Raw genomic sequence first — 22,707 nt, forward strand, 5'->3', positions numbered from 1 at the left:
TATCTGGTTGATTGTGAACAGAAAGCGGGCCATGTTTACCGTGCTTCCACATGCTCAAATCACCAAATCGCATCGCAGGAGAATACTGAAATGGGGCCGGTCACGGATAAGGTGGCGACAGCCGAAAGCTTGCCGCAGGAAACCAAAATCGCCATCATCGGCGGCGGCGTCATCGGTGTTTCCACGGCTCTCTTTCTGGCTGAGCGAGGCGTCCCTGTTACCCTCCTTGAAAAAGGCGAAATCGCTGGCGAACAATCGAGCCGCAATTGGGGCTGGTGTCGTCGTACGGGTCGCGACAGCCGCGAAATGCCGCTCATCGTTGAAAGTATGCGACTATGGGAAGGCATGAATAAACGCACGGGCCGCGAAACCGGCTTCCACGTTACTGGAATTGCTTACACGGCTGAAAAAGAAGAGCAAATGGCTCTTTATGCCGAATGGATCAAGATCGCTCACGAACACGGTATAAAGACGGAACTTCTCAATGGCAAACAAGTTACGGCACTCGCACCGGGCGTCACTCGGCATCTCGCAGGTGGTATGATTACACCGCTCGACGGCCGCGCAGAACCGCAAAAGGCCGTTCCGGCATGTGCGGCAAAAGCACAAGAGGATGGTGCCGTTATTCTACAAAATTGTGCCGTGCGCGGTATCGAGACGACCAATGGCCGAACCACCGCTGTCCTGACTGAAAAAGGTCGCTTGCGCTGTGAGGCGGTGGTTGTCGCGGGAGGGGCATGGTCCAAGCTTATTGTTTCTGAATTCAATGCCCACCTGCCGCAGCTGAAAGTCCGTTCTTCCGTCTTCCGTACGACACCTCTCGAGGCCAGTGTGGAACCTGCGATTGCATTTTCAGACTTCGCCCTGCGCAAACGGCTGGATGGTGGTTATACGGTAGCGAGCCTTGGTGGATCCATTGCGGATATCGTACCCGATAGTTTCCGGTTTTTCCGCGATTTCATACCGTCGCTTTCGACCGAATGGCGCTCATTGCGATTCCGGTTTGGCGAACGGTTTTTCGAAGAAGCATTCCAGTGGAAGCTCCGACCTGCAGATCAGGTCTCGGTCTTCGAGAAAATTCGTACACTCGACCCTGCTCCGCACAAGGCAGCCAATGCTCAAGTGCTTGCGAAACTGAAGCAGGCAATCCCTTCTTTCGCATCTGCCACAATAGCACAGGAATGGGCAGGTCTCATCGATACGATGCCCGATGTCATTCCTGTCATTTCACCTCTTCCTGGCGTTGAAGGATTGATCGTGGCAACAGGCTTTTCAGGACATGGCTTCGGGATCGGCCCAGGCGCGGGTAAACTTGTAGCCGATATGGTCACGGGAGAAGCGCCGATCGTCGATCCTTCGGCGTTTCATATATCGCGCTTCTCCGATGGTTCCAAAATCCGCATCGAGAACTGGGGATAGGTCTTCGCTCCGGACTACTCGATCACACCGCAGGCAAAACGCGCTCCGCCGCCGCCAAGTGGCTTGGGTTCATCGGAATAATTGTCGCCACCAACATGAACCATCAAAGCCCTGCCTTTGATTTCATCTAGCGACTTGAGACGCGGAGCCGTAACGCTTTGGGTCACATTGCCCTCGGCATCAGTTTTGAGCAAAGGCAAATCACCAAGATGTCCTTCGCCTTCCGGCCCCATGTGATGCTTGGAATGTGAGGGATCGTAATGCCCACCGGCGGCTTGCGCCGGAACAGTTTTTCCATCTTGCTCGGCAGGCGCGCAGCTTCCTTTCTCATGAACATGAAAACCGTGCTCACCCGCGGGAAGGCCGCGCAAATCCGGTTTGAATTGCAGTCCTTCTGCAGTTTGCGAGATCGTCACGGTGCCGATCTCCTTCCCCTGACCAATCGGCAAAGCTTCGTAGAGTTTGACACTCATATCTGCAGCGACAGCGGGAACTGTCAAAAGCATCATTGCTGAAGCAATCAATAACGGTTGCATCTCTTTCTCCTGATCACATTGTTTCGTGACCAAAAGACAACGCACACTGTCTGAAATTGTTCGAAAATAAAATCGTCAAAGTGAGGGCCGTGTGACAACCGCCTGTCACACGGCCCGTTACAGGCTAGACCGTTACGAACTGCGCCATCATACCCACATCTTCATGTTCCAGAACGTGGCAATGAAACATGAATGGATGGCTTTTCGCCGCTTCGCGATCGAAATGAACGAGTATTTCGGCCTTTCCGTCGATCAATGCTGTATCCTTCCACCCCGATTGATGGGCTGGAGGGGCCTTACCGTTCAGGGAAAGAATGCGAAATGATGCTCCATGGATATGGAACGGATGCGGCATCTCTTTTGTTGCAAGATCCCAAATCTCCCAGGAGCCAAATTTAGCCTCGACATCGATGCGGTCCATATCAAACGGCTTACCCGCAATTGCCATTTCCACGCCCGAGGTCAAAGCTTCAAGCGCTGGTCCTGTATCGGCGGAACTCCTAACTCCATGCATATCGTGATCGGTGGCGTCGGACTGCATCGAGCCCATATCCATGTTACCCATGTCATGACCGGCATGAGGATCGGCTGACGGCTTCGCCATCATCAGCCTCATATTCTCCGCCATCCGCTCGTCGAAGAAGAACGAACGGCGTTTTACAGAAAGTTTTTCATCAGGCGTATCAGGACCATCAAGGCGATCTGGAAGGGTCGTGATTTTCCCTTGCAATGCAGCGTCTACGACAAACCGCATCAATTGCAGATCATCGCCGCCGCTATCATCGCCATAGGTCAGCAGGTCAGCCGCCTCGCCGTTGGAGAAATCAACCAGAATCTCATAACGTTCACCGGGGCTGATGGTCAGCCTTTCGACTGGCTCAGGTTTTCCGATAAATCCGCCATCCGATGCAATGACGAGTAAAGGCCGATCATCACTCAGACGAACATGAAAATTTCGCGCATTGGCACCGTTCAGGATACGCAGGCGAACGATGGATGCAGGGACACGCGCTTCGGGTGAAACGACACCGTTCACGATAAGCTTGTCACCACGGAATCCATGCATCAAGTCCATTATATCGGGTTGATAAACCTTATCGCCCTCAATCACCCGGCGATCCTGAAGCACCAGCGGAATATCATCCACGCCGTAATCTTCAGGCAGCCCGCGTTCAGCATCCTTGCCATCCGTAACCACCATCAAACCAGCGATACCCATATGCGCCTGCCGAGCGGTGTTTCCATGCAGATGCGGATGGAACCAGTTGAACGAAGCCGGCTGGTTAACCGTAACTTTCGGCTTCCACACTGTGCCCTCTGCTATCAGATTATGTGGTCCACCGTCGAGGACAGACGGAACAAACAGCCCATGCCAATGAAGCGTGGTTTCTTCATCCATGTCATTTTTGACGGAAAGGGTAACCGTTTCCCCGTTCTTCAAGCGGACGAGTGGGCCAAGGTAAGCACCATTGATGCCAGCAGATGCCGCTTCGCTTCCTTCTTCAAAACTGTGTCGCCCCTTCTGTACTTTCAGTTTAACAACACCTGATGCATCGGGTTCGAGCAGAGCCGGTAAGGGCAAAGGACGACCGGCTCGAGCGGTTGACTGGGCAGATGCGCCGTGCCCCATATGCTGATGTGCATCTTGTGCCCGGCTGTCAAAGGGGCGAATTGCTGTAATAAAGGCAGCCCCTGCCCCAAGGGTCAGCAGGCGGCGACGTGTAATTCCAGTCATGGTTATTCTCCAGACAATAATCATAATAGCCGCCAAACCTTTGACGGCGATTTCCAGATCAAGCCTGAGGCGATATTGGAGGTCGCAGATCTCTATTTGGAGACTTGCCGTTCAGCGCCGCGACCAGCGGCGGCAAGCCAAAATCCTGTGCTGGAACAAACGCGCGCAAGTCCGTCGCCAACTGGACAACACAGCCACATGTCATCATGACACAAGCATCTGGCGTTTTGGCACCGTGATCCATCGGTGCAGCCTTGCCTTTGTCCGCCAACATAGCCGAGTCGTCCATATGATCCGAAATGTTCACATGACATTCGGAAACTGTCTGCACAGATGGTGTATCATGCGACATCGCATAACAAAGTTGCGCGGAAACGAGAAACAGAAACGAAAGCAATGTCACGAATACACGGGAAGGCAAACGCAAGACCGCATGGCCTCGCGCTGTACTCCTTACTCCGATATCGTACTTTGCTCGATACATCTTTATTTCCAAACGGACGACACCGGAAATCTAGTCATCAGTCACGACAATTGAAAGACCGAGCCGAGTGATGACGGGAATTTTATCCATTTTCGCTTTTCTTTCCAAAACAGCGCATCCGAACTTATAAAGTTGCTCAAAAGCCGTTTTCTGCTTGCGATTCCATACTCTGCGGTTTTAAAGAAACCACATCTCGGGCTCCTCCCCCAATCTAGACGCCCGCAAGTATTGGATTTGAAACAATGACTGTCGCTGTAGCGGTTTCTCCGCAGAAAAATTCCGCACGCCGCGTTCTGGCCGCAAGCATGATCGGCACAACGATCGAATTCTTCGATTTCTATATTTATGCCACCGCTGCGGTGATCGTATTCCCGCATCTGTTCTTCCCTGCGAGTGATGGCAATTCTGCGCTTCTACAGTCACTCGCGACCTTCGCGATTGCCTTCTTTGCCCGCCCTATCGGCGGCGCCCTGTTTGGTCACTTCGGCGATAAAGTTGGACGCAAGGCGACGTTGGTTGCCGCGCTCATGACCATGGGCATTTCCACGGTCGCCATTGGTTTCCTGCCAACCTACGACTCCATCGGCGTCTGGGCGGCACTTCTGCTGGCTCTCTGCCGTCTGGGTCAGGGGCTTGGCCTTGGTGGTGAATGGGGCGGTGCAGTCCTGCTCGCAACTGAAAATGCGCCGGAAGGCAAGCGTACGTGGTACGGCATGTTCCCGCAGCTCGGCGCGCCGGTTGGCTTCATTCTAGCAACCGGCATCTTCCTTGTCCTGGCTGAAGCTCTCACTGAAGAACAGTTTTTTGCTTTCGGCTGGCGCATTCCTTTCATCGCCAGCGCCCTTCTGGTCGGTGTCGGGTTGTTCATCCGACTGAAAATCGCTGAAACGCCAGAATTCCAAAAGGCAATCGACAAGGCTGAACGCGTCGAGGTACCGGTCGCAACCCTGTTCAAGCAGCACAAGATGAGCCTTCTCCTCGGCACCATCGGTGCGGTTGCAACCTTCGTCCTGTTTTATCTTATGACTGTCTTCTCACTTGGTTGGGGCACACGCGCACTTGGTTACAGCCGTGAGGAGTTTCTTATCCTTCAGATGGTCGGCGTAATCTTCTTCGGGCTCATGATTCCGGTGGCAGCCCTATTGTCCGACCGCTTCGGCATGCGCCCAGTCATGATCATCGTCACTGTCCTGATCGGCCTCTACGGCTTCATCATGGCGCCGTTGTTCATGGCTGGTACGGCTGGTGTTCTCGCATTCCTCATCATTGGCTTCGGCTTGATGGGCCTGACCTACGGTCCAATTGGTGCTGCTCTGGCCGAGCCGTTCCCAACTTCCGTGCGCTACACTGGCGCTTCATTGACCTTCAATCTGGCGGGTATCCTCGGTGCTTCGGTTGCACCCTATATCGCAACCTGGCTCGCAACGCATTATAGCTTCAACTATGTCGGCTATTACATGTCTGTTGCCGCGGTTATATCGCTGATCGGTTTTGCCTTCATCTCGTTCAAGCGCGACGAGTAATAAACCCTACGAAACAAAAAGCCCGCTCGGATTAATCCAAGCGGGCTTTTCTTTAAAGGAACTTGCTACTCTTATTCGGTGTCAGCAGCTTCCAGTGCGATAGCCACTGACTCGATAATCGATGCAAAACGTACGGCGGTCTGGATCGTTTCCGACGTCACATTGGCCTTGCGCAGGACATCCTCATGCGCATCGATGCACATGCCGCAACCGTTGATCGCAGACACAGCCAGCGACCAGAGTTCGAAGTCAACCTTATCTACTCCAGGATTACCGATTACATTCATGCGCAGCTTCGCTGGCATGGTGCGGTAATCCTTGTTGGTCGCAAGATGCACGAAACGGTAATAGACATTGTTCATGCCCATGATCGACGTAGCAGACTTTGCCGCCTGAATGACGGAAGCATCGACCTTGGCAGCTGCTTCGGCAACAAGCGCCTTGCGCACATCGGCATTTCGGGAGGCAATGCCGCAGGCGACAAACAGACCGTATTTCTGTTGCGATGTCAGAGTTTCGTCGCTTGCCATCGACGAAAGATTGAGACGAACGTCCTTGGCGAAATCCGGGATCTTTGACTTCAGATCATCAATGGACATGGAACCCTCTTTATCTGTCATTTGGATATTAGATAAAAGAAAGGCGGGCCTTGACCCGCCTTTCTGCAAACCAATCAGGGCCTATCAGGCAGCCTTGAGCGTCTCGCCGCCGACTTCGCGGTTGCATGGGCAAAGCTCATCGGTCTGCAGCGCATCGAGAACGCGCAGCGTATCTTTTGGAGCGCGACCAACATTGAGGTTGGTTGCGTAAACGTGCTGGATCGTGTTGTCCGGATCGACAACAAAGGTGTAGCGGTATGCGACGCCGTCCGGCGAACGAACACCGAGGCCATCGACCAGCGAACCATTGGTATCGGCAAACGACCAGATCGGCAGCTTGTCGAGGTCCTTGTGATCGCGACGCCACGCAAGCTTCACGAATTCATTGTCGGTCGAACCGCCCAGAACGACTGCATCGCGATCTTCGAAATCAGAAGCAAGACGCGCAAATTCAGCGATTTCGGTCGGGCACACAAAGGTAAAATCCTTCGGGTAAAAGAAGATAACCTTCCACTTGCCCGCGAAGCTTGCTTCGGTGATTTCTTCAAATGCCGAAACGCCATTTTCTTCGTGATGGTTGAAACCGGGCTTTACGCCGGTGACCTTGAAGGAGGGAAGCTTGTCACCGATACCGAGCATTTTATACCTGCCTGTAAATTCAATTGTTATGCGGAAATTTCTGAATTTTCAGAATTTTCCGTCTGCGATTCATATATAAGGATTCTTGTTAAATCGGTCAAAACGATTATAACGATCAAATCCATCGATTTTAACGATGGAGAAAAATCGAAAGATTCAATGCTCAACATAAGCATCCGTCAGCTCCATTACTTTATGGCCCTTGTCAAAGCGGGGTCCTTTTCGCGTGCAGCCGAGGTCGTGGGCGTTACCCAATCGACGCTGAGTGCGGCGATCCAGACGCTCGAGACAGAACTTGGTGTAATACTGATCGATCGCTCGGGCCGAAGAATGCAGCTTCTGCCTGCCGGTGAAGATTTTTTGGCGCGCGCTCGTACGATCATAGCCCTCATTGAAGAACTACCCGAACATGCGCGGCAGGCCGAGCGACCGCTGACGACCAGATTGCGAATGGGCGTCATTCCGTCGATAGCACCTTTTCTGCTACCTAAAGTCCTGCCAGCCACCGCCAAAGCCTTTCCCGAACTGCAGTTGACCATTCGCGAGGGCCTTACGCGATCGTTGCTCGACAGTTTGCGTTCGGGTTCGCTAGATGTCGCACTCGTAGCCCATCCCTACGACCTTGATGAATTTGAGGTAGCAGAGCTTGGTCGGGACATCTTCTATCTGGCAGTGCGACGCGATCATGCCCTAGCCAATCGCGACCGGGTCGACGCAGACGACTTGCAGGACCAGCCGTTTCTTTTGCTGGAAACCGGGCATTGCCTTCGTGAACACGTCATGGCTGCTATAGGTTCTACCCCAGCTCAAGCGAGTGGCGACGTTCACGCCACATCCATCATGACCTTGGTACAACTCGTCGATTTCGGGATGGGGGTTACACTATTGCCGGAAGTCGCGGTCAAAGCCGGAGTTACCCGCGGAACAGAGCTGAGTATCGTTCCTTATGAGGGCAGGAACAATTACCGTTCACTGGTTCTCGTCTGGCGCTCCAACGCCGCTCGCCGCAACGAATTTCAGCTCTTCGCTGACCATCTTCGCAGCAAGTGCATGAAGCCGATTTAAAGAACTCCCCACGCGCGAAACCGCCCCCGCCCTGTGATTTCCCGCAAATTGAGTTCCGAAATCAGCTTCAGCGCCCCTTGTTGTGTAACCTGCAGTTCCTTCTCCACCATCTGGCTGGAAATAACGGGACTGCGCAGAACCATCTCCATCAATTGTGGCAATCGCGAATTGGACCTGCGCCCCTTGAGCTTACGCTGCATCTGTTCGCGCGCCAGAAGCAGTCGGTCGTGCTCCTTCATGGTCGTATCGGCTGCATCTTCGATGCTTTCGCAAAACGCCTTGAGACGGATCAGACGGTTGGCCGAACGCCGTTCATCCGGTCGCTTTGTGCGAAGGCCGAGACTAATCGCCGGCAGATGCCCCATTGCAAGACCACTTTGACGCAAGAAGGCGGCAGTCAGCAATCGGCCAATCCATGACGATCGCTGTACAACCTCCAGAGAAAACCATGCGTCGTGGATCAATGCGGCGCGCATAAGTGGCGGCAGATGCCTAGTCCCAACAACACAATCCCGCCATTCCTGCAAACGCGCATCCTCATCCCAGTCATCGTCGTAAAGTAGCGTATCCCGCGCAGTCGTTTCTGGTTTGGATTTGCCTGGAACTCCGCCTTTCAAAAGTGCGTCAGTCCGTGCAAGCAAATTGTCAATATCATCAAACAACGGATTGACTTCGTCGTCCGTTCCCTCTGACGGCTCAATTTCTGGAGGTGTCGTATCAACCGTTCGACCGAGCAATTGTTGAATGCCGATCGGGCCAAGAGCCCAATCAGCGGACCTTCCAGCAATCTGTCGGCGCATGCGTAATACGGCATGTGCGATGGTCAGCGCATGGCTTGGCATTCGGCTGTCCATCAAGGCGTCGTGCAAGACCAAGTCTTCCATATGCACAAGCTCAGCTTCGAGCCACATCGAAGCGACGGCATCGTGCATATGCATCCGCTCGACCATACCTTCGCGAATGGGCGAGCGCGAAAGCCGCTCGTCCAGCCGCACCAGAGCCGCCGTAGCCTTGTTCACGGGTACGAAAAACTCTTCAAAAGGCAAATCATCGATCTTATAGGCCATGCCCCGCATATCGCAGCCGATTGCGGAAAAAGGCAAACAAAATTGCCGCCTTATCCGAGAACTTCCGCAACTTTGACAGTGCGGCCTTCCTTGACCGAACGAAGAGCCGCCTCAGCCAGAGCCAAAGCTTGCAACCCATCCTCTGCCGAAGGGTGCGGTGCTTTGCCTGTATCAAGTGCATCGATAAACGAGGCTATTTCCGCTGCGTAAGCAGCGGTATAGCGCGTCATGAAAAAATCGTGCAGCGGCGGGCGGTTATAGCCATCTCTGGAAGCTATTTCTATCGAGACTGGACGCTGGTTCTCCGCCGAAACGGCGCCGAAAGATCCATGGACTTCGATCCGTTGGTCATAACCATAGGAAGCGCGACGTGAATTGGAAATAACGCACTGTCGACCGGAAGGGGTCGTCAGGATGACGCTCGCACTATCGTAATCCCCGAGTTCTCCGATCTTTGGATCGACAAGCACTGAGGCCGAGGCCGATACACTCTCGACTTCCTCACCGAGAAGGAAACGTGCCATGTCAAAATCATGGATCGTCATGTCACGGAAAATGCCGCCGGATACCTTGATATATTCTGCAGGCGGCGCACCCGGATCGCGGCTGGTAATCGTTACCATTTCAACATTGCCGATGCGTCCATCTTCGATGGCCTTGTGGACTGCCGCAAAATGCGGATCGAAACGGCGATTGAAACCCAGCATCACCTTCGCGCCGGTATCACGAATGACAGCGAGACAAGCTCGAACACGTGCAATATCAAGATCGATCGGCTTCTCACAGAAAACAGCCTTGCCGGCGTGCGAAAACCGTTCGATAAGATCGGCGTGTGTATTGGTCGGTGTGCATATGAGCACTGCGTCGATGTCATCTGATTTCTCGATAGCATCAATGCTGCGAACATCCGCCCCGGCAGAATCGGCGATTGCCCTTGCCGCCGCCTCGTTGGCGTCCGCAACGGCGATTAGTTGAGCCCGCTTGTCCGCCGCGATTGCGCCGGCATGAACCTTGCCGATACGGCCCGCGCCGAGCAGTGCCAAACGTGTCACCATTGCCTCATCCTCCCAGGAAACTGGTCACCTTCAGTCAGCCGAAGATATGTTATAGAATATTTATTCTATTTTGCTAGAATGTGACATAAAGTTTGTCAAGAGATCATATGGAGAGGCCAATGATGGATTCCCCTACACCGTCATCAATCAGCGTTCCAACGAATATCAAGGAATTCGAGGCGAAGCTGCTAGAGGTTTCCGACCGTTTGCCGAAGAGACTGAAACAGTGCGCCGATTTCGTTGCTGCCAACCAGGATCGTATCGCAGTGTCGACCGTCGCCGAGATGGCTGAAGGCGCTGGGGTGCAGAGTTCCGCCTTCATGCGCTTCTGCCAGATCATGGGTTTCTCAGGCTTTTCGGAAATGCAAAAGCTGTTCCGGGATTCCTATGCGGGAGGTTGGCCTGACTATTCAACCAGACTGCAGCATTTACGCGAGACCGCAACGGGCAGCGCGCCGGCCCTCCTTGCCGAATTTGCTGAAGCAGGGCGCACGTCTCTTGAAGGCTTGCTCAAAACCATTGATCCGGAAGCGCTCGAAAAGGCAGTTCAACTTTTGGCCGGTGCACAGACAATCCACATTGTCGGCATCCGCCGTGCTTTTCCCGTCGCTAGCTACCTGGCTTACGCGCTGGAGAAGATGCAAGTGCCTGCCATGCTGCACAGTGCTGTCGGCAAACTGGAGAACCTGCATGCTATCCGAGAAGGCGACGTACTTCTGGCGATTACGTTTTCGCCCTACTCACCGGAAACGGTCGCCATGGCCGAAACTGTCGCCGCACGCGGTATCGATGTCGTCGGCATAACCGACACGTTTGTCAGCCCGATGAGCAAATCCGCGAAGCAGATATTGCTTGTTTCCGAGGTGGATTTCGGTGCCTTCCGTTCACTCTCCGCAACGCTTTGTCTCGCCATAGCGCTCGCTGTCGCCGTTGGCACCGCGCGTCAAAGCGATTGACCCTTCCCGTGCATATTCCATTTTTCAGTTGAAATAGAATAATAAATCCATTTTAATCAAAAATGGAATAACTGCTATGTGCGCATGAATCATGCACAGCCTTGCAGCAATAAGAAAGTAGCGAGGGAGGATTGTAGTGAAGCGGCTGGACTTGATCACGATTGGCCGATCTTCGGTTGACCTGTATGGCGCGCAGGTTGGCGGCCTTCTGGAAGACATGGCATCTTTCAACAAATATGTGGGCGGCTCTCCCACCAATATCGCAACCGGGACTGCGCGCCTTGGCCTCAAATCGGCGTTGATTACGCGCGTCGGCGACGAGCATATGGGGCGGTTCCTCCTGCGCGAACTGGAACGCGAAGGCGTTGACACGCGCGGCATCGTCACCGACCCGGAGCGCCTGACCGCCCTCGTCATTCTCGGCATTCGTGACCAGCAGCATTTTCCGCTGATATTCTATCGCGAGAATTGTGCCGACATGGCATTGTGCGAGGACGACATTAATCCGGCCTTCATCGCCGAAGCGGGCTGTGTTCTGGCTACTGGCACACACTTATCCCATCCAAAGACGGAAGCAGCTGTCCTGAAAGCAATCCGTCTTGCGCGCGACAATGGCAGCCGAACGGCGCTCGATATAGATTATCGCCCCAATCTCTGGGGGCTTTCCGGACACGGCGATGGCGAAAACCGTTTTATCGAATCCGCAGATGTCACGACAAAACTGCAATCGACGCTCCACCTATTTGATCTTGTCGTCGGAACAGAAGAAGAGTTTCATATTGCAGGCGGCTCAACAGATACGCTTCAGGCACTGAAAGCTGTGCGGGCCGTAACAGGCGCTGCACTGGTTTGCAAACGTGGCCCCATGGGGGCAGTGGTTTTCGAAGGCCCAATTCCTGAAAGCCTCGACGAAGGACAGACCGGCGAAGGCTTCCCGATTGACGTTTTCAACGTACTCGGCGCAGGCGACGGATTCATGTCCGGGCTTTTGCGAGGCTGGCTGAAGGATGAAGACTGGCCGACCTGCCTGAAGTTCGCCAATGCCTGCGGCGCTTTTGCAGTGTCGCGTCATGGCTGCACACCTGCCTATCCAAGCTGGGAGGAACTGCAATTCTTCCTGCAGCGCGGCATTCGCAACAGGGCTTTGCGCATGGACACTGCTCTGGAGCAGATTCATTGGTCCACCAATCGCAACGGTCACTGGCCACATATGCGCGTTTTCGCCTTTGACCACCGCGTCCAGTTGGAAGAAATGGTCGCTGAGGCGGGCGTTTCGACCGACAAGATCGGTGAATTCAAGCAACTTTGCCTGAAAGCAGCCTTGCAAGTGGCGAACGGCGCTGAAGGTTACGGCATATTATGTGATGGGCGACTGGGCCGCGATGCTCTTTACCGGGCTGCCGGCACGGGCTTGTGGATTGGACGTCCGACCGAGTGGCCTGGTTCACGTCCGCTCAAGCTGGAACCGGAACTCGGACCAGACTGCGGTGGACTGGTCGAGTGGCCTGTAGAGAATGTCGTGAAGTTGCTATGCTTCTACCACCCGGATGACACAGCCGAGTTCAAGGCAGAACAGGAAGAAACAGTTTCACGTCTTTTTGCAGCCGCTCGGCGCAATCGACTGGAATTCCTTTTAGAAATCATTCCTTCCAAAGCGGGGCCCATCGACGATGACACCACAGCACGCGTGATCGAACGGTTTTATGAAATCGGCGTTTATCCCGACTGGTGGAAGCTCGAGCCCATGAAAACCAAAGCAGCCTGGGCCAATGCCTGTGACGCGATCATACGCAACGATGCACACACACGCGGCATCGTTGTTCTGGGGCTGGACGCACCTGCCGAAGAACTGGAAGCCAGCCTTGCAATTGCTGCCGAATTCGACCTCGTCAAAGGCTTTGCAGTGGGGCGTACAATCTTTGGTGACGCGGCACGCAAATGGCTGAACGGCCTGATCAGCGACGACGAAGCAATCGCCGACATGGTGACGCGCTATCGTGGCCTTTGCAATGTCTGGGATGGCGTGCGTACATTTTGAATTCGTTCTGCCGGGAGGAAGCTGGAGGAGCTATGAAAACCGTTCGATTGACCGCTGCGCAGGCATTGGTACGCTACCTTGCCAATCAGATGACACCAAATGGTGAGACCTTTATCGCAGGTGTCTGGGCTATTTTCGGCCACGGGAATGTGGCCGGACTTGGCGAGGCCCTCCATGGCATTCGCGAAGAACTGCCTACATGGCGCGGCCATAATGAACAGACCATGGCCCATGCAGCCATTGCTTATACCAAACAACTTGGGCGCAAGCGCGTTTGCGCCGTCACCTCCTCCATCGGCCCCGGTGCAACAAATATGGTCACGGCAGCAGCCCTTGCCCATGTCAACCGTCTACCCGTCCTTCTCATTCCAGGCGATGTCTTTGCCAATCGTGGACCTGATCCCGTCTTGCAGCAGATCGAAGATTTCAATGACGGCACTATGACCGTAAATGACTGTTTTCGTCCGGTCAGCCGCTATTTCGACAGGATTACCCGGCCTGAACAGCTTCTCACTGCCCTTCCCCGAGCCTTCCGCACCATGACCGATCCTGCAGATTGCGGGCCGGTTACGCTGGCTTTCTGTCAGGATGTGCAAACGGAAGCATATGACTGGCCGGAAGAATTCTTTGAGCAGAAAGTCTGGTACTGGCGCCGCCCACCGCCGGATGAGAATGAACTGAATACCGCAGCGGCAGCAATCAAGGCAGCGCTTAAACCCATTATCGTTGCAGGCGGTGGAGTGCACTACTCCAGCGCCCACGACGCGTTACGCAATTTTGCCGAAGTGCATGGCGTTCCGGTCATTGAAACGCAGGCCGGTAAATCGGCTCTACCGTGGGATCACCCACTCAATTTTGGCCCGGTTGGCGTAACTGGGGCAGACAGCGCCAATGCCATCGCGGCGGAAGCCGATCTTGTGATCGGTGTTGGCACGCGCTTTCAGGACTTCACGACCGGATCATGGGCCCTGTTCAAACACCCGGGACGCAAGCTTCTCTCGCTAAACATCCAACCCTACGACGGCTCAAAGCACGGTTCGCTGCCATTGGTTGCCGATGCAAAGATTGGCCTTGAAGCGCTCTCGAAAGCGGTTGGCAGCTATAAACGCCAACCCGTAGACGCAGCATTGAAAGAGAAATGGTTTGCGGCGGCTGACCGGTTTACCGCAGCCCCCCGCGATAGCAATACCTTGCCGACTGACATGCAGGTGATCGGCGCAGCGCAGCGTCAAGCACGAGAAAACACCGTTGTCATGTGCGCGGCAGGCACGATGCCGGGAGAGTTGCACCAACTCTGGAAGGCTGGTCGTCCCATGTCCTATCACATGGAATATGGCTTTTCGTGCATGGGTTATGAAATCGCCGGTGGCCTTGGCATCAAGATGGCCGAACCGGATCGGGACGTCATCGTGATGGTTGGCGACGGTTCCTACATGATGGCCAATTCCGAGCTCGCCACTGCCGTCATGATGGGGCAGAAGATCACAGTTGTTGTTACCGACAATCGCGGTTTTGGCTGTATCAACCGGCTGCAGATGGCAACCGGCGGCGCCGAGTTCAACAATCTGCTCGACCATTCGAGCCACGTGAACCCGTCGCATATCGATTTCGCTGCCCACGCCGGTGCCATGGGCGCAGATACGAAGAAAGTGGGCTCAATCCGCGAGCTGGAAGAAGCACTGGCGGAAACCCGCAACAGCCCACGCACCACTGTCGTCATTATCGACACCGATCCTTATCCTACCCCTGAAACTGGCGGTTGGTGGTGGGATGTCGCTGTGCCGGAAGTCTCGGAACGCGAACAGGTACGTGCCGCGCGTAAAGATTATGAAGCCAAGCTCAAAGAAAGAAACTGACCGATGATCCTCTATGGCACCAATCCTATTGCCTGGTCGAACGACGATGATCGCAGCCTCGGCGCACATATCACGCTGGATCAATGTCTCGATGAAACCGCCGAGATCGGGTTCAACGGGATCGAAAAAGGTCATAAATTCCCGCAGGAGGCCGCCACTCTTAAAGCCGTGCTCGAGCCCCGCAAGCTTCGCTATGTATCGGGCTGGCATTCGCTCAACCTGCTGGTGAATCCGGTCGAAGAAGAAAAGAAAGCAATGCAGCCTGCGCTCGACCTCCTGAAGGCGATGGGTTCGAAGGTCATTATTGTTTGCGAAACGTCTAATGCCATTCACGGCGACAACGACAAGCCGCTATCCGAGCGTCCGGTGATGGAAAAAGCGCGCTGGGAAGAATTCGGCGCGGACGTAGAAGCACTCGCAGAATATGCGGCGGCCCAAGGTATTGCGCTTGTCTACCATCATCACATGGGAACGGTAGTGCAGAGCGAGGACGAGATAGATCTTCTGATGCAGCATACCGGACCGCATACGAAACTTCTTCTTGATACAGGTCACTGCCTGTTTGGTGGCGGCGATCCTGAACGGGTTGCGAAAAAGCATATGGGCCGAGTCGGGCATATCCACGCCAAGAACGTTCGCCCGGCGATAGCCACTGAAGTACGTGACCAGAGCCTGTCGTTTCTGGAGGGTGTCCGCCGCGGTGTATTCACTGTTCCGGGCGATATAGATGGCGGTGTCGACTTCGTACCTGTGCTAAAAGTTGCCGCTGACAAAGCCTATCAAGGCTGGTTGGTGATCGAAGCCGAACAGGACCCGGATATTCGTAATCCCTATGAGTATCAGTCGCTTGGACTGAAATCGCTGAAATCATTCGCACGCGAAGCAGGACTCGACAAAGGAGACTGAGACATGGCCAATTTGTTGCGCAAGCCCGACGGCCCGCATGGCAAGGTACACGACATCACCCCGGAAAGTGCCAATTGGGGCTATGTCGGGTTCGGGCTCTATCGTCTCAAGTCCGGCGAGAGTGTTTCCGAAAGAACCGGATCGACCGAGGTGATCCTCGTTCTCGTGGAAGGTAAGGCAAACATTTCTGCCTCTGGCGAGGATTTTGGCGAGATGGGCGAACGCATGAACGTGTTCGAGAAACTGCCGCCGCACTGTCTCTATGTGCCAGCTGAAAGCGACTGGCGCGCGACTGCCACGACAGATTGTGTTCTGGCCGTTTGCACCGCGCCGGGCAAGCCGGGCCGCAAGGCACAGAAGCTTGGGCCAGAAAGCCTGACGCTGGAACAACGTGGAAAAGGTGCCAACACCCGCTTCATCCATAATATCGCAATGGAAGGCCGCGATGTGGCCGATAGCCTTCTTGTTACCGAAGTATTTACACCGCAGGGAAACTGGTCGTCCTATCCACCCCATAGGCACGACGAAGACAATTTTCCGGGCATGACCTATCTGGAAGAGACATATTATCACCGCCTCAATCCGGCGCAGGGCTTCGGCTTCCAGCGTGTTTTCACCGAAGATGGAAGCCTTGATGAAACCATGGCGGTCTCTGACGGAGATGTCGTGCTCGTACCAAAGGGGCATCATCCATGTGGCGCACCTTATGGGTACGAGATGTATTATCTCAATGTGATGGCTGGTCCTTTGCGCAAATGGCGGTTCAAAAACCATCCCGATCACGACTGGATTTTCAAGCGCGACAATCACTGACCCGTCTCTGATCTCACTTCTGAGCAAAATCGACTCGTGTAAACTACCGGTAAGTCTGTGAAAGACTGGCCTATTTGCTTTTTGGGAGAATCAATTGAACGAGCGTGTACGCTTCCAGCTTTCGTCCGCAGTCTTTGTCATGCTGGCACGAGGACCAGAAATCTGCATGTTGCAGCGGAAGGCAACCGGATGGATGGACGGCTGGCTCAGCATTCCAGCCGGAGGGCTGGAGGCGGGCGAAACAATCCGGGCAGCAGCGGCACGTGAAGCCTTCGAAGAGACTGGCGTAGTCATAGCGCCGGAAGCTTTAAAGCCAGTCCACACCTTGCACAGCTTGACGGCTGGCAATCAATGGCTGGGTCATTTCTTCCGCGCCGATGAATGGACCGGCACACCTGCCCTATGTGAGCCAGATAAGCATGCCGCTCTGCAATGGAGAAGGCTGGACAATCTGCCGGATCATACAATTCCCTACGTCCGGCAGGCACTCCTCTGCGCGGCTGGCAACGAACCCTATTCAGAATATGGCTGGAACTGAAATCCCGGAAAGATCATATCCAATTCTATAGGCGAGCAACCTTCTTGAGATCATCGATTGCACCGGGCGCCGCCACGAAAACCTTGTTGCCTTTGGTCAGCTTCTCTCCATCGACAGGGAAAGGATGCGCATAACCGCCCGCCTCACGCACGAGGCAAAAGCCCGCCATGCAATCCCAGGCATGCATATAAGGCTCATAATAGCCGACCAGCCTGCCAGCGGCTACATAAGCAATCATGAGCGCACCGGAACCATTGCGAATAAACGTTCCGCCTGCTTCAAGCAGATCTTCCACGATTTTCGCCACGACCTGCGGCGTAACGTAGTTGTTGGCACCAATGCCCGTCACAGAATTACGGATCGTGCGGCTCGAATCGAGCACCAGCGTCTTGCCATCAAGCGTTGCGCCCAGGCCTTTTGCCGAGGCATAGAGTTCATCGAAGCACGGGGCCTGAATTACGCCGATGACAGGCTCATCGTTTTTCAGAACCGCGATGGAAACACACCAGTTCGGCATGCCATTGACGAAAGGACTGGTACCATCGATCGGATCTACAACCCATGTGTAGCCTGAAGTGCCTTCATTCAGCCCGTACTCCTCTCCCAGAAATCCGTCTTGAGAAAAGGTTTCCGACACACGGGATCGAATAAGTTGCTCAACATCGCGGTCGGCAATGGAAACCACATCCTGCGGATCACGCTTGGTTTCGATAACCAGCGTTTCACGCCGCTTGAAATAGTCGAGAGCTTTGGCGCCCGCTTCACGCGCGATCTTTTCAGCAAGCGCAAGCCGCGCTTCTAGTTCCTGTCGGGGATGGGAAGTCATGATGATTTTCCGATGAGAGGTAAATAAAGGCACGACTTTTCTGCGCCTATTGATTGATGATGGCAAGTCCGCGCGTTTTGAACTCGATAGAGACATCGGTTTGTGGTGGCAGCGCCTCTTCGACCGCCGGGTCAACAATGAAAAGTTTGCCGTGTTCGGTCTCGATTTCATACTCGATATGATCGCCTAGATAGGCTGAATGCGCGATACGTCCAGGAAAACCGCCATCTGCCTTTGGCTGCAACGTCACTGCATTCGGACGAATCGCAAGTTGTGCCGGTCCCGGTCGGGCGTTGCGTGCGGTAACCCGGTGGGTCAGGCTGCCCACACGAATGACAGCTTCGCCCCCCTCTGCCGTCATCACCTCACACGGCACAACATTCGCCTCTCCCATGAAATCCGCTATAAAGGCTGAGGCCGGTGTTTCATAGAGATCACGAGGGCTTCCCTTCTGTGCGATATTACCCTCCTTCATGACGATGATTGTGTCGGAGACAGCGAGCGCCTCGTCCTGGTCGTGCGTGACATAGACGGCGGTAAAACCGAGCCGCTGCTGAAGCTCGCGAATTTCAGTGCGCACCCGGCGGCGCAAACGAGCGTCGAGGTTCGAAAGCGGTTCATCCAGAAGTAAAACCTGGGGCTCCAGTACTAGAGCACGGGCCACTGCCACGCGTTGTTGCTGGCCACCTGAAAGTTCAGCCGGAAGGCGATGCCCCATTCCGGCAAGACCGACAAGCTTCAAACCCTCTTCAGCACGTTCCCGCGCTTCCGCTTTTTTCAAGCCCGAGGACTCCAGGCCGTAGGCCACATTGTCGAGCGAGTTCATATGCGGAAAGAGCGCATAGGACTGGAAAACCATCGATACATCCCGCTCATTGGCTGGCAGATTGGTCACATCCTTGCCGCCGATCAGAATACGGCCAGAGGTAGGATGTTCGAGCCCAGCCAGCAGCCGCAATGTCGTCGTCTTGCCACAACCGGATGGTCCAAGGAGCGTCACCAGAGTTCCCGGCTCGACAGTCAGGGATAGATCGGGCAAGGCGGTGAAGTTACCAAATTTCTTGGTGACATTTTCAAATGTAACGGAGCCGGGACGGATCGCAGTCATGCGGTTTTCTCCTGACGAATAGTTTTGACGGGGGTGACAGCGGCAACGCGGTTCTCGCGCCTGAGCTTGCGTTCACCCACGAGAAGCTGGAAGCCTGTAATCACTACGATCATCACGACAATCAGCATCGATGAATATGCAATGGCCACGCCGAATTCACCGTTTTCGACCAGACCGACGATGTAGGATGTCGCCATGTTGTATTGCGCCGAAACGAGAAAAATGACCGCGCTGATGGAAGTGATGGCGCGTACGAAGGAATAGACCAGCGCTGCCGTGATTGCCGGACGCAGTAATGGTAGAATGACCTTGCGGATCGTGCGGAAACTGTTCGCCCGCAACGTCAGGGAAGCTTCGTCGAGACTCTTGTCGAGCTGACTCATGGCTGCAATCCCGCCCCGCACACCCACTGGCATATTGCGGAACACGAAACATGCGATCAGGATCAGCGCAGTACCGGTCATTTCGAGTGGTGGTAAATTGAAGGCCATGATGTAGCTGACGCCAATGACCGTTCCCGGAATGGCGAAACTCAACATCAGGGCAAACTCGAAGACATTCCGCCCGACGAAACGCTGACGAACGATTAGATAAGCCGTCAGCAAACCGACTGCCGCAGTCAGCGGTGCCGAGAGCAGCGAAATTTCCATAGTCGTCCAGAACGAGTTCCATGCCACGCCGGTCCACGCAATGCCGCTTTCGGTCCAGTTGATGGAAAACGCGCGCGCGTAGTGTTCAACCGTCAGTGTATTGTCGAGCCCCCACTGCCGCACAAAGCCGCCGATAAGGATCATCGCATAAACGACAATGGTGAAAATCATCCACGGAATGACAAGGGCATAAACGCCGATCTTCAGCCCGCGTGGCAACCCGGCATGCATGCCGGAATCACCCTTGCCGGTCACGGTCGCGAAGTTCTTGCCCGAGAGCCATACACGCTGGATAAGAAATGCGGTCAGTGTAAAGCAGAGCAGGACGATAGCGAGAACGGCTGCACGTGATGGATCGTTCTGCGCGCCCACCACGGCAAAGAATATTTCAGTCGAAAGTACGCCATTGCTGCCTCCAAGCACCATCGGATTGCCGAAATCCGCCATGCTTTCGATGAAAGCTATGAGAAATGCATTGGCAAGCCCCGGCGCCATCAGAGGCAGAGAAACCCTGCGAAATGTGCGCCAGCGATCAGCGCGCAAAGTTTGCGATGCCTCTTCCATCGACGGTGACACGCCTTCTACAACGCCGATAAGCACGAGGAAAGAAATCGGTGTGAAAGACAGGACCTGCGCGATCCATATGCCAGTGAGGCCATAAAGCCATCGGCCCGGCTCCACCCCGAACATATTGGATATCTGTTCCGTCACCACGCCTGCGCGGCCAAAAAGCAGTGTCAAGGCAAGACCGACAACGAAGGGCGGCGTGATGATCGGTAATATGGTGAGAAGCCGTAAGCCCTTCTTGAAAGGGAAACCTGTGCGGGTCGCAACCAGTGCAAATGCCAGCCCCAGCACTGTGGATCCGGTTGCCGTCATCAGCGCCAGCCACAATGTGCGCCACGCGACACCACATCGCCCGTCACCTATAACGCAGGCCAAACTCCAGATTGAGGAATCCTGGATGTTGCTGATGAAACCCTCAGGTTTGAATGAACCATCGAAGTCCTGAACCGATCCCGCAAACATGCTGATAACAGGATAGAAGACGAATACGGCAACCAATGCGACAAGCAGGGTAATGGAAGAGACGACGAATGCGTCCCCCTTCATTACGCCGCGTTCAGCGAGACTAAACGAGAAAATCAGCAGAAAGCAGAAGCCCGTCAGGATAGCTCCGGCACCGAAGGCCGGCTGACCGTCAGAAAGTGCACCGAACAGGTTTTCACTGATCGTCCAGTTCCAGCCGGAAAAACCGATAGCCAATCCTTGCAGGGCCAGGAAAATCACACCGAGGAAGCTTCCCCAGATCATAAGCCCGCTACGACGCTCGACAGGCAATAGGAAGCGGGCACCAGCACAAAGCAGCATGAATACAGCAACAGCGCCAAGCCAAGGCCGCCCGAAAAAGGCTATCTGCCAAAGGCCGGGTGCAGTTGCACCATCCCCGAACATTCCAGCCAGCCAGCCGAAACTCAGAAAGCCGTCTTCTACGCGATACCACGGCAGTAAAACAAATGCCGCCAGCGCCAACGCCAGAACAATATCCAGTCTGCGATTATGCTGTTTCATGGATGTCCGCATCCCTCCATATCGGGGATTTCCAAGGAATGACGAGGGGCATCGGTTCCTGCATATTTCAGGAAAACCGCTACCTTGCTCCGTCATTCGGGACAGGTGCGTCGCACAACAAGAGCGGCGCACCCGGATTTCAAGCCAATGAAAAATCAGTTGGCGTGAGCACCGATTTCTTTATCCCAGCGCTCGAGCAACTCCTTGCGCTTGGCCGGTTCGCCATAGGTCTTGAAGTCATAATCGATGAGCTTGATGTCCTCGAAGCGCGGGGATTCCTTTGGAACCTCGGCTGATTTGTTGGACGGCAACTGGAAGGACTTCGCATCCTTCATGTGCGACTGCACTTCGGCGGTCAGCGCCCAGTCGTACCACTTCTTCGCATTTTCGAGATTCTTGGCGCCTTTGATGATCGACATGGAACCAATTTCGTAGCCTGTGCCTTCACACGGTGCGACCGACTTGATCGGGAAACCTTCTGCCGTCATCGATACTGCATCATGCATGAAGACGATGCCGATGCCAGTTTCACCACGCGCAGCCGACTTGACGGGAGCCGAGCCAGACTTGGTGTACTGCGATACATTTTCGTTGAGCTTCTTCAGATAATCATAGGCTTTGTCTTCACCCATGATCTGAACAAGCGTTGCCAGTGCCGTGTAGGCGGTACCGGAAGAATTCGGATTGGCCATCTGGATTTCGCCCTTATAGGACGCATCAAGCAGATCGGCCCAGCATTTCGGCTCTTTCAGGTTCTTCTTGGCAAGTATATCGGTGTTGTAACCCCAACCGAGCGCACCGGCATAAACCCCGACCGTACGGAAGCCGGAGCTTTCAGCCTGCTTTTGGGCCCAATCATTCAGTTGGTCAAGCATTGGCGATTTGTATTCGAGCGTCAGCCCTTCAGATGCAGCCTGCAGGTGCGGATCACCTGTACCGGCCCACCAGATATCCGTCTTCGGATTGCGCGCTTCGGCACGCACCTTGGCATAGGTTTCCCCGGAAGAAAGCCGCACCATGTTGACCTTGATGCCAGTATCCTTCTCGAACATGTTCTTCATCTGCTCACAGATGACCACGTCCGCGGAACAGATAAGATTGAGATTGCCTGCGGCCTGCGCAGAAAAAGCGAATGAAGATACACCTGCGGCCAGCGCCGCAACCAGAAATGCTGAACGCATTGTTTTCCTCCCTTTAGACGGCGCCTCCACGCCGACGCTTTTGCAAGCGTGTGCATAGTGTTTGCCTTTTATGAAAGCCTGTCAATGCCTTTGTAAATTTTATTCTGAAATTAAAAAAAATAATCCAATCATTCTGTTTTC

The 22,707-nt window shown here is 54.4% G+C and carries 20 protein-coding genes; 9 read left to right on the top strand and 11 right to left on the bottom strand.

What is annotated here, in order from left to right; translation table 11 throughout:
* Window positions 1-90 precede the first annotated feature (90 nt).
* Window positions 91-1,419 carry an NAD(P)/FAD-dependent oxidoreductase gene (locus MKS82_RS20895; protein WP_181394231.1) on the top strand — a complete coding sequence of 443 codons (1,329 nt, stop codon included), beginning with the start codon at window positions 91-93 and terminating at the stop codon, window positions 1,417-1,419.
* Between the two features lie 14 nt (window positions 1,420-1,433).
* Here the strand turns inward: MKS82_RS20895 and sodC are convergent, their stop codons facing one another.
* From sodC to MKS82_RS20910, 3 genes are all read right to left on the bottom strand, one after another.
* A complete protein-coding gene (sodC, locus tag MKS82_RS20900) occupies window positions 1,434-1,955 on the bottom strand; it encodes a superoxide dismutase family protein (protein ID WP_109986446.1) in 522 nt (173 codons plus the stop codon).
* A 124-nt stretch (window positions 1,956-2,079) separates the two neighbouring features.
* Window positions 2,080-3,690 (bottom strand): multicopper oxidase CueO, encoded by a 1,611-nt coding sequence (gene cueO, locus MKS82_RS20905; protein WP_109986445.1) that lies wholly within the window; start codon window positions 3,688-3,690, stop codon window positions 2,080-2,082.
* A 58-nt stretch (window positions 3,691-3,748) separates the two neighbouring features.
* Complete coding sequence (locus tag MKS82_RS20910) at window positions 3,749-4,174, bottom strand: hypothetical protein (protein WP_109986444.1); 426 nt, start codon at window positions 4,172-4,174, stop codon at window positions 3,749-3,751.
* Window positions 4,175-4,416: 242 nt separating this feature from the next.
* On the opposite strand from MKS82_RS20910, the gene MKS82_RS20915 reads away from it, so the two are divergent.
* Window positions 4,417-5,697, top strand: a complete 1,281-nt coding sequence (locus tag MKS82_RS20915; RefSeq protein WP_109986443.1) for an MFS transporter — start codon at window positions 4,417-4,419, stop codon at window positions 5,695-5,697.
* 71 nt (window positions 5,698-5,768) lie between these two features.
* Here MKS82_RS20915 and MKS82_RS20920 read toward each other — a convergent pair whose 3' ends face one another.
* Both MKS82_RS20920 and MKS82_RS20925 read right to left on the bottom strand, forming a co-directional pair.
* Entirely contained in the window at window positions 5,769-6,296 is a 528-nt protein-coding gene (locus MKS82_RS20920; RefSeq protein WP_109986442.1) for a carboxymuconolactone decarboxylase family protein, read from the bottom strand.
* 84 nt (window positions 6,297-6,380) lie between these two features.
* Window positions 6,381-6,935 carry a peroxiredoxin gene (locus MKS82_RS20925; RefSeq protein WP_006469087.1) on the bottom strand — a complete coding sequence of 185 codons (555 nt, stop codon included), beginning with the start codon at window positions 6,933-6,935 and terminating at the stop codon, window positions 6,381-6,383.
* A 159-nt stretch (window positions 6,936-7,094) separates the two neighbouring features.
* On the opposite strand from MKS82_RS20925, the gene MKS82_RS20930 reads away from it, so the two are divergent.
* Window positions 7,095-8,000, top strand: a complete 906-nt coding sequence (locus MKS82_RS20930) for a hydrogen peroxide-inducible genes activator (RefSeq protein WP_109986441.1) — start codon at window positions 7,095-7,097, stop codon at window positions 7,998-8,000.
* Here MKS82_RS20930 and MKS82_RS20935 read toward each other — a convergent pair.
* Window positions 7,997-9,067 (bottom strand): RHE_PE00001 family protein, encoded by a 1,071-nt coding sequence (locus MKS82_RS20935; protein WP_109986638.1) that lies wholly within the window; start codon window positions 9,065-9,067, stop codon window positions 7,997-7,999. The two genes, MKS82_RS20930 and MKS82_RS20935, sit on opposite strands and share 4 nt — an antisense overlap.
* A gap of 50 nt (window positions 9,068-9,117) precedes the next feature.
* The gene (gene iolG / locus MKS82_RS20940) at window positions 9,118-10,122 is read right to left on the bottom strand and encodes an inositol 2-dehydrogenase (protein WP_109986440.1); all 1,005 of its coding nucleotides are present in this window, start codon (window positions 10,120-10,122) and stop codon (window positions 9,118-9,120) included.
* A gap of 122 nt (window positions 10,123-10,244) precedes the next feature.
* On the opposite strand from iolG, the gene MKS82_RS20945 reads away from it, so the two are divergent.
* From MKS82_RS20945 to MKS82_RS20970, 6 genes are all read left to right on the top strand, one after another.
* Entirely contained in the window at window positions 10,245-11,078 is an 834-nt protein-coding gene (locus MKS82_RS20945) for a MurR/RpiR family transcriptional regulator (protein ID WP_109986637.1), read from the top strand.
* Between the two features lie 136 nt (window positions 11,079-11,214).
* Complete coding sequence (locus MKS82_RS20950) at window positions 11,215-13,116, top strand: bifunctional 5-dehydro-2-deoxygluconokinase/5-dehydro-2-deoxyphosphogluconate aldolase (protein WP_109986439.1); 1,902 nt, start codon at window positions 11,215-11,217, stop codon at window positions 13,114-13,116.
* A 32-nt stretch (window positions 13,117-13,148) separates the two neighbouring features.
* The gene (gene iolD / locus MKS82_RS20955) at window positions 13,149-14,972 is read left to right on the top strand and encodes a 3D-(3,5/4)-trihydroxycyclohexane-1,2-dione acylhydrolase (decyclizing) (RefSeq protein ID WP_109986438.1); all 1,824 of its coding nucleotides are present in this window, start codon (window positions 13,149-13,151) and stop codon (window positions 14,970-14,972) included.
* A gap of 3 nt (window positions 14,973-14,975) precedes the next feature.
* Window positions 14,976-15,878: a myo-inosose-2 dehydratase gene (gene iolE, locus MKS82_RS20960; protein ID WP_109986437.1), complete on the top strand. Its 903-nt coding sequence runs from the start codon at window positions 14,976-14,978 to the stop codon at window positions 15,876-15,878.
* A 3-nt stretch (window positions 15,879-15,881) separates the two neighbouring features.
* Window positions 15,882-16,691 (top strand): 5-deoxy-glucuronate isomerase, encoded by an 810-nt coding sequence (gene iolB, locus MKS82_RS20965; protein WP_109986436.1) that lies wholly within the window; start codon window positions 15,882-15,884, stop codon window positions 16,689-16,691.
* Window positions 16,692-16,785: 94 nt separating this feature from the next.
* The gene (locus MKS82_RS20970; protein WP_210205205.1) at window positions 16,786-17,229 is read left to right on the top strand and encodes an NUDIX hydrolase; all 444 of its coding nucleotides are present in this window, start codon (window positions 16,786-16,788) and stop codon (window positions 17,227-17,229) included.
* A 25-nt stretch (window positions 17,230-17,254) separates the two neighbouring features.
* On the opposite strand, the gene MKS82_RS20975 is transcribed toward MKS82_RS20970, so the two are convergent.
* The 4 genes from MKS82_RS20975 to MKS82_RS20990 all read right to left on the bottom strand — a co-directional run bounded on the left by MKS82_RS20975 (window position 17,255) and on the right by MKS82_RS20990 (window position 22,566).
* Window positions 17,255-18,055, bottom strand: a complete 801-nt coding sequence (locus MKS82_RS20975; protein WP_109986435.1) for an inositol monophosphatase family protein — start codon at window positions 18,053-18,055, stop codon at window positions 17,255-17,257.
* Window positions 18,056-18,101: 46 nt separating this feature from the next.
* On the bottom strand, window positions 18,102-19,163 hold the full coding sequence (locus MKS82_RS20980; protein WP_109986434.1) for an ABC transporter ATP-binding protein: 1,062 nt from the start codon (window positions 19,161-19,163) through the stop codon (window positions 18,102-18,104).
* On the bottom strand, window positions 19,160-21,385 hold the full coding sequence (locus MKS82_RS20985) for an ABC transporter permease (RefSeq protein ID WP_109986433.1): 2,226 nt from the start codon (window positions 21,383-21,385) through the stop codon (window positions 19,160-19,162). Before MKS82_RS20985 ends, MKS82_RS20980 begins: the two co-directional genes overlap by 4 nt.
* A gap of 155 nt (window positions 21,386-21,540) precedes the next feature.
* Window positions 21,541-22,566 carry an ABC transporter substrate-binding protein gene (locus tag MKS82_RS20990; protein ID WP_109986432.1) on the bottom strand — a complete coding sequence of 342 codons (1,026 nt, stop codon included), beginning with the start codon at window positions 22,564-22,566 and terminating at the stop codon, window positions 21,541-21,543.
* Window positions 22,567-22,707 lie beyond the last annotated feature (141 nt).

It is taken from the genome of Ochrobactrum sp. A-1, assembly GCF_022488005.1.
Taxonomy (GTDB): Bacteria; Pseudomonadota; Alphaproteobacteria; order Rhizobiales; family Rhizobiaceae; genus Brucella.

Bases quoted from the DNA above. Each gene is read 5' to 3' on its own strand.
- MKS82_RS20930 (WP_109986441.1), top strand. From the start codon at position 7,095: ATGCTCAACATAAGCATCCGTCAGCTCCATTACTTTATGGCCCTTGTC.
- MKS82_RS20935 (WP_109986638.1), bottom strand. From the start codon at position 9,067: ATGGCCTATAAGATCGATGATTTGCCTTTTGAAGAGTTTTTCGTACCC.
- MKS82_RS20980 (WP_109986434.1), bottom strand. From the start codon at position 19,163: ATGACTGCGATCCGTCCCGGCTCCGTTACATTTGAAAATGTCACCAAG.
- cueO (WP_109986445.1), bottom strand. From the start codon at position 3,690: ATGACTGGAATTACACGTCGCCGCCTGCTGACCCTTGGGGCAGGGGCT.
- MKS82_RS20925 (WP_006469087.1), bottom strand. From the start codon at position 6,935: ATGCTCGGTATCGGTGACAAGCTTCCCTCCTTCAAGGTCACCGGCGTA.
- MKS82_RS20915 (WP_109986443.1), top strand. From the start codon at position 4,417: ATGACTGTCGCTGTAGCGGTTTCTCCGCAGAAAAATTCCGCACGCCGC.
- MKS82_RS20920 (WP_109986442.1), bottom strand. From the start codon at position 6,296: ATGTCCATTGATGATCTGAAGTCAAAGATCCCGGATTTCGCCAAGGAC.
- MKS82_RS20945 (WP_109986637.1), top strand. From the start codon at position 10,245: ATGGATTCCCCTACACCGTCATCAATCAGCGTTCCAACGAATATCAAG.
- MKS82_RS20910 (WP_109986444.1), bottom strand. From the start codon at position 4,174: ATGTATCGAGCAAAGTACGATATCGGAGTAAGGAGTACAGCGCGAGGC.
- iolD (WP_109986438.1), top strand. From the start codon at position 13,149: ATGAAAACCGTTCGATTGACCGCTGCGCAGGCATTGGTACGCTACCTT.
- MKS82_RS20990 (WP_109986432.1), bottom strand. From the start codon at position 22,566: ATGCGTTCAGCATTTCTGGTTGCGGCGCTGGCCGCAGGTGTATCTTCA.
- iolG (WP_109986440.1), bottom strand. From the start codon at position 10,122: ATGGTGACACGTTTGGCACTGCTCGGCGCGGGCCGTATCGGCAAGGTT.
- iolB (WP_109986436.1), top strand. From the start codon at position 15,882: ATGGCCAATTTGTTGCGCAAGCCCGACGGCCCGCATGGCAAGGTACAC.
- MKS82_RS20975 (WP_109986435.1), bottom strand. From the start codon at position 18,055: ATGACTTCCCATCCCCGACAGGAACTAGAAGCGCGGCTTGCGCTTGCT.
- sodC (WP_109986446.1), bottom strand. From the start codon at position 1,955: ATGCAACCGTTATTGATTGCTTCAGCAATGATGCTTTTGACAGTTCCC.
- MKS82_RS20985 (WP_109986433.1), bottom strand. From the start codon at position 21,385: ATGAAACAGCATAATCGCAGACTGGATATTGTTCTGGCGTTGGCGCTG.
- iolE (WP_109986437.1), top strand. From the start codon at position 14,976: ATGATCCTCTATGGCACCAATCCTATTGCCTGGTCGAACGACGATGAT.
- MKS82_RS20895 (WP_181394231.1), top strand. From the start codon at position 91: ATGGGGCCGGTCACGGATAAGGTGGCGACAGCCGAAAGCTTGCCGCAG.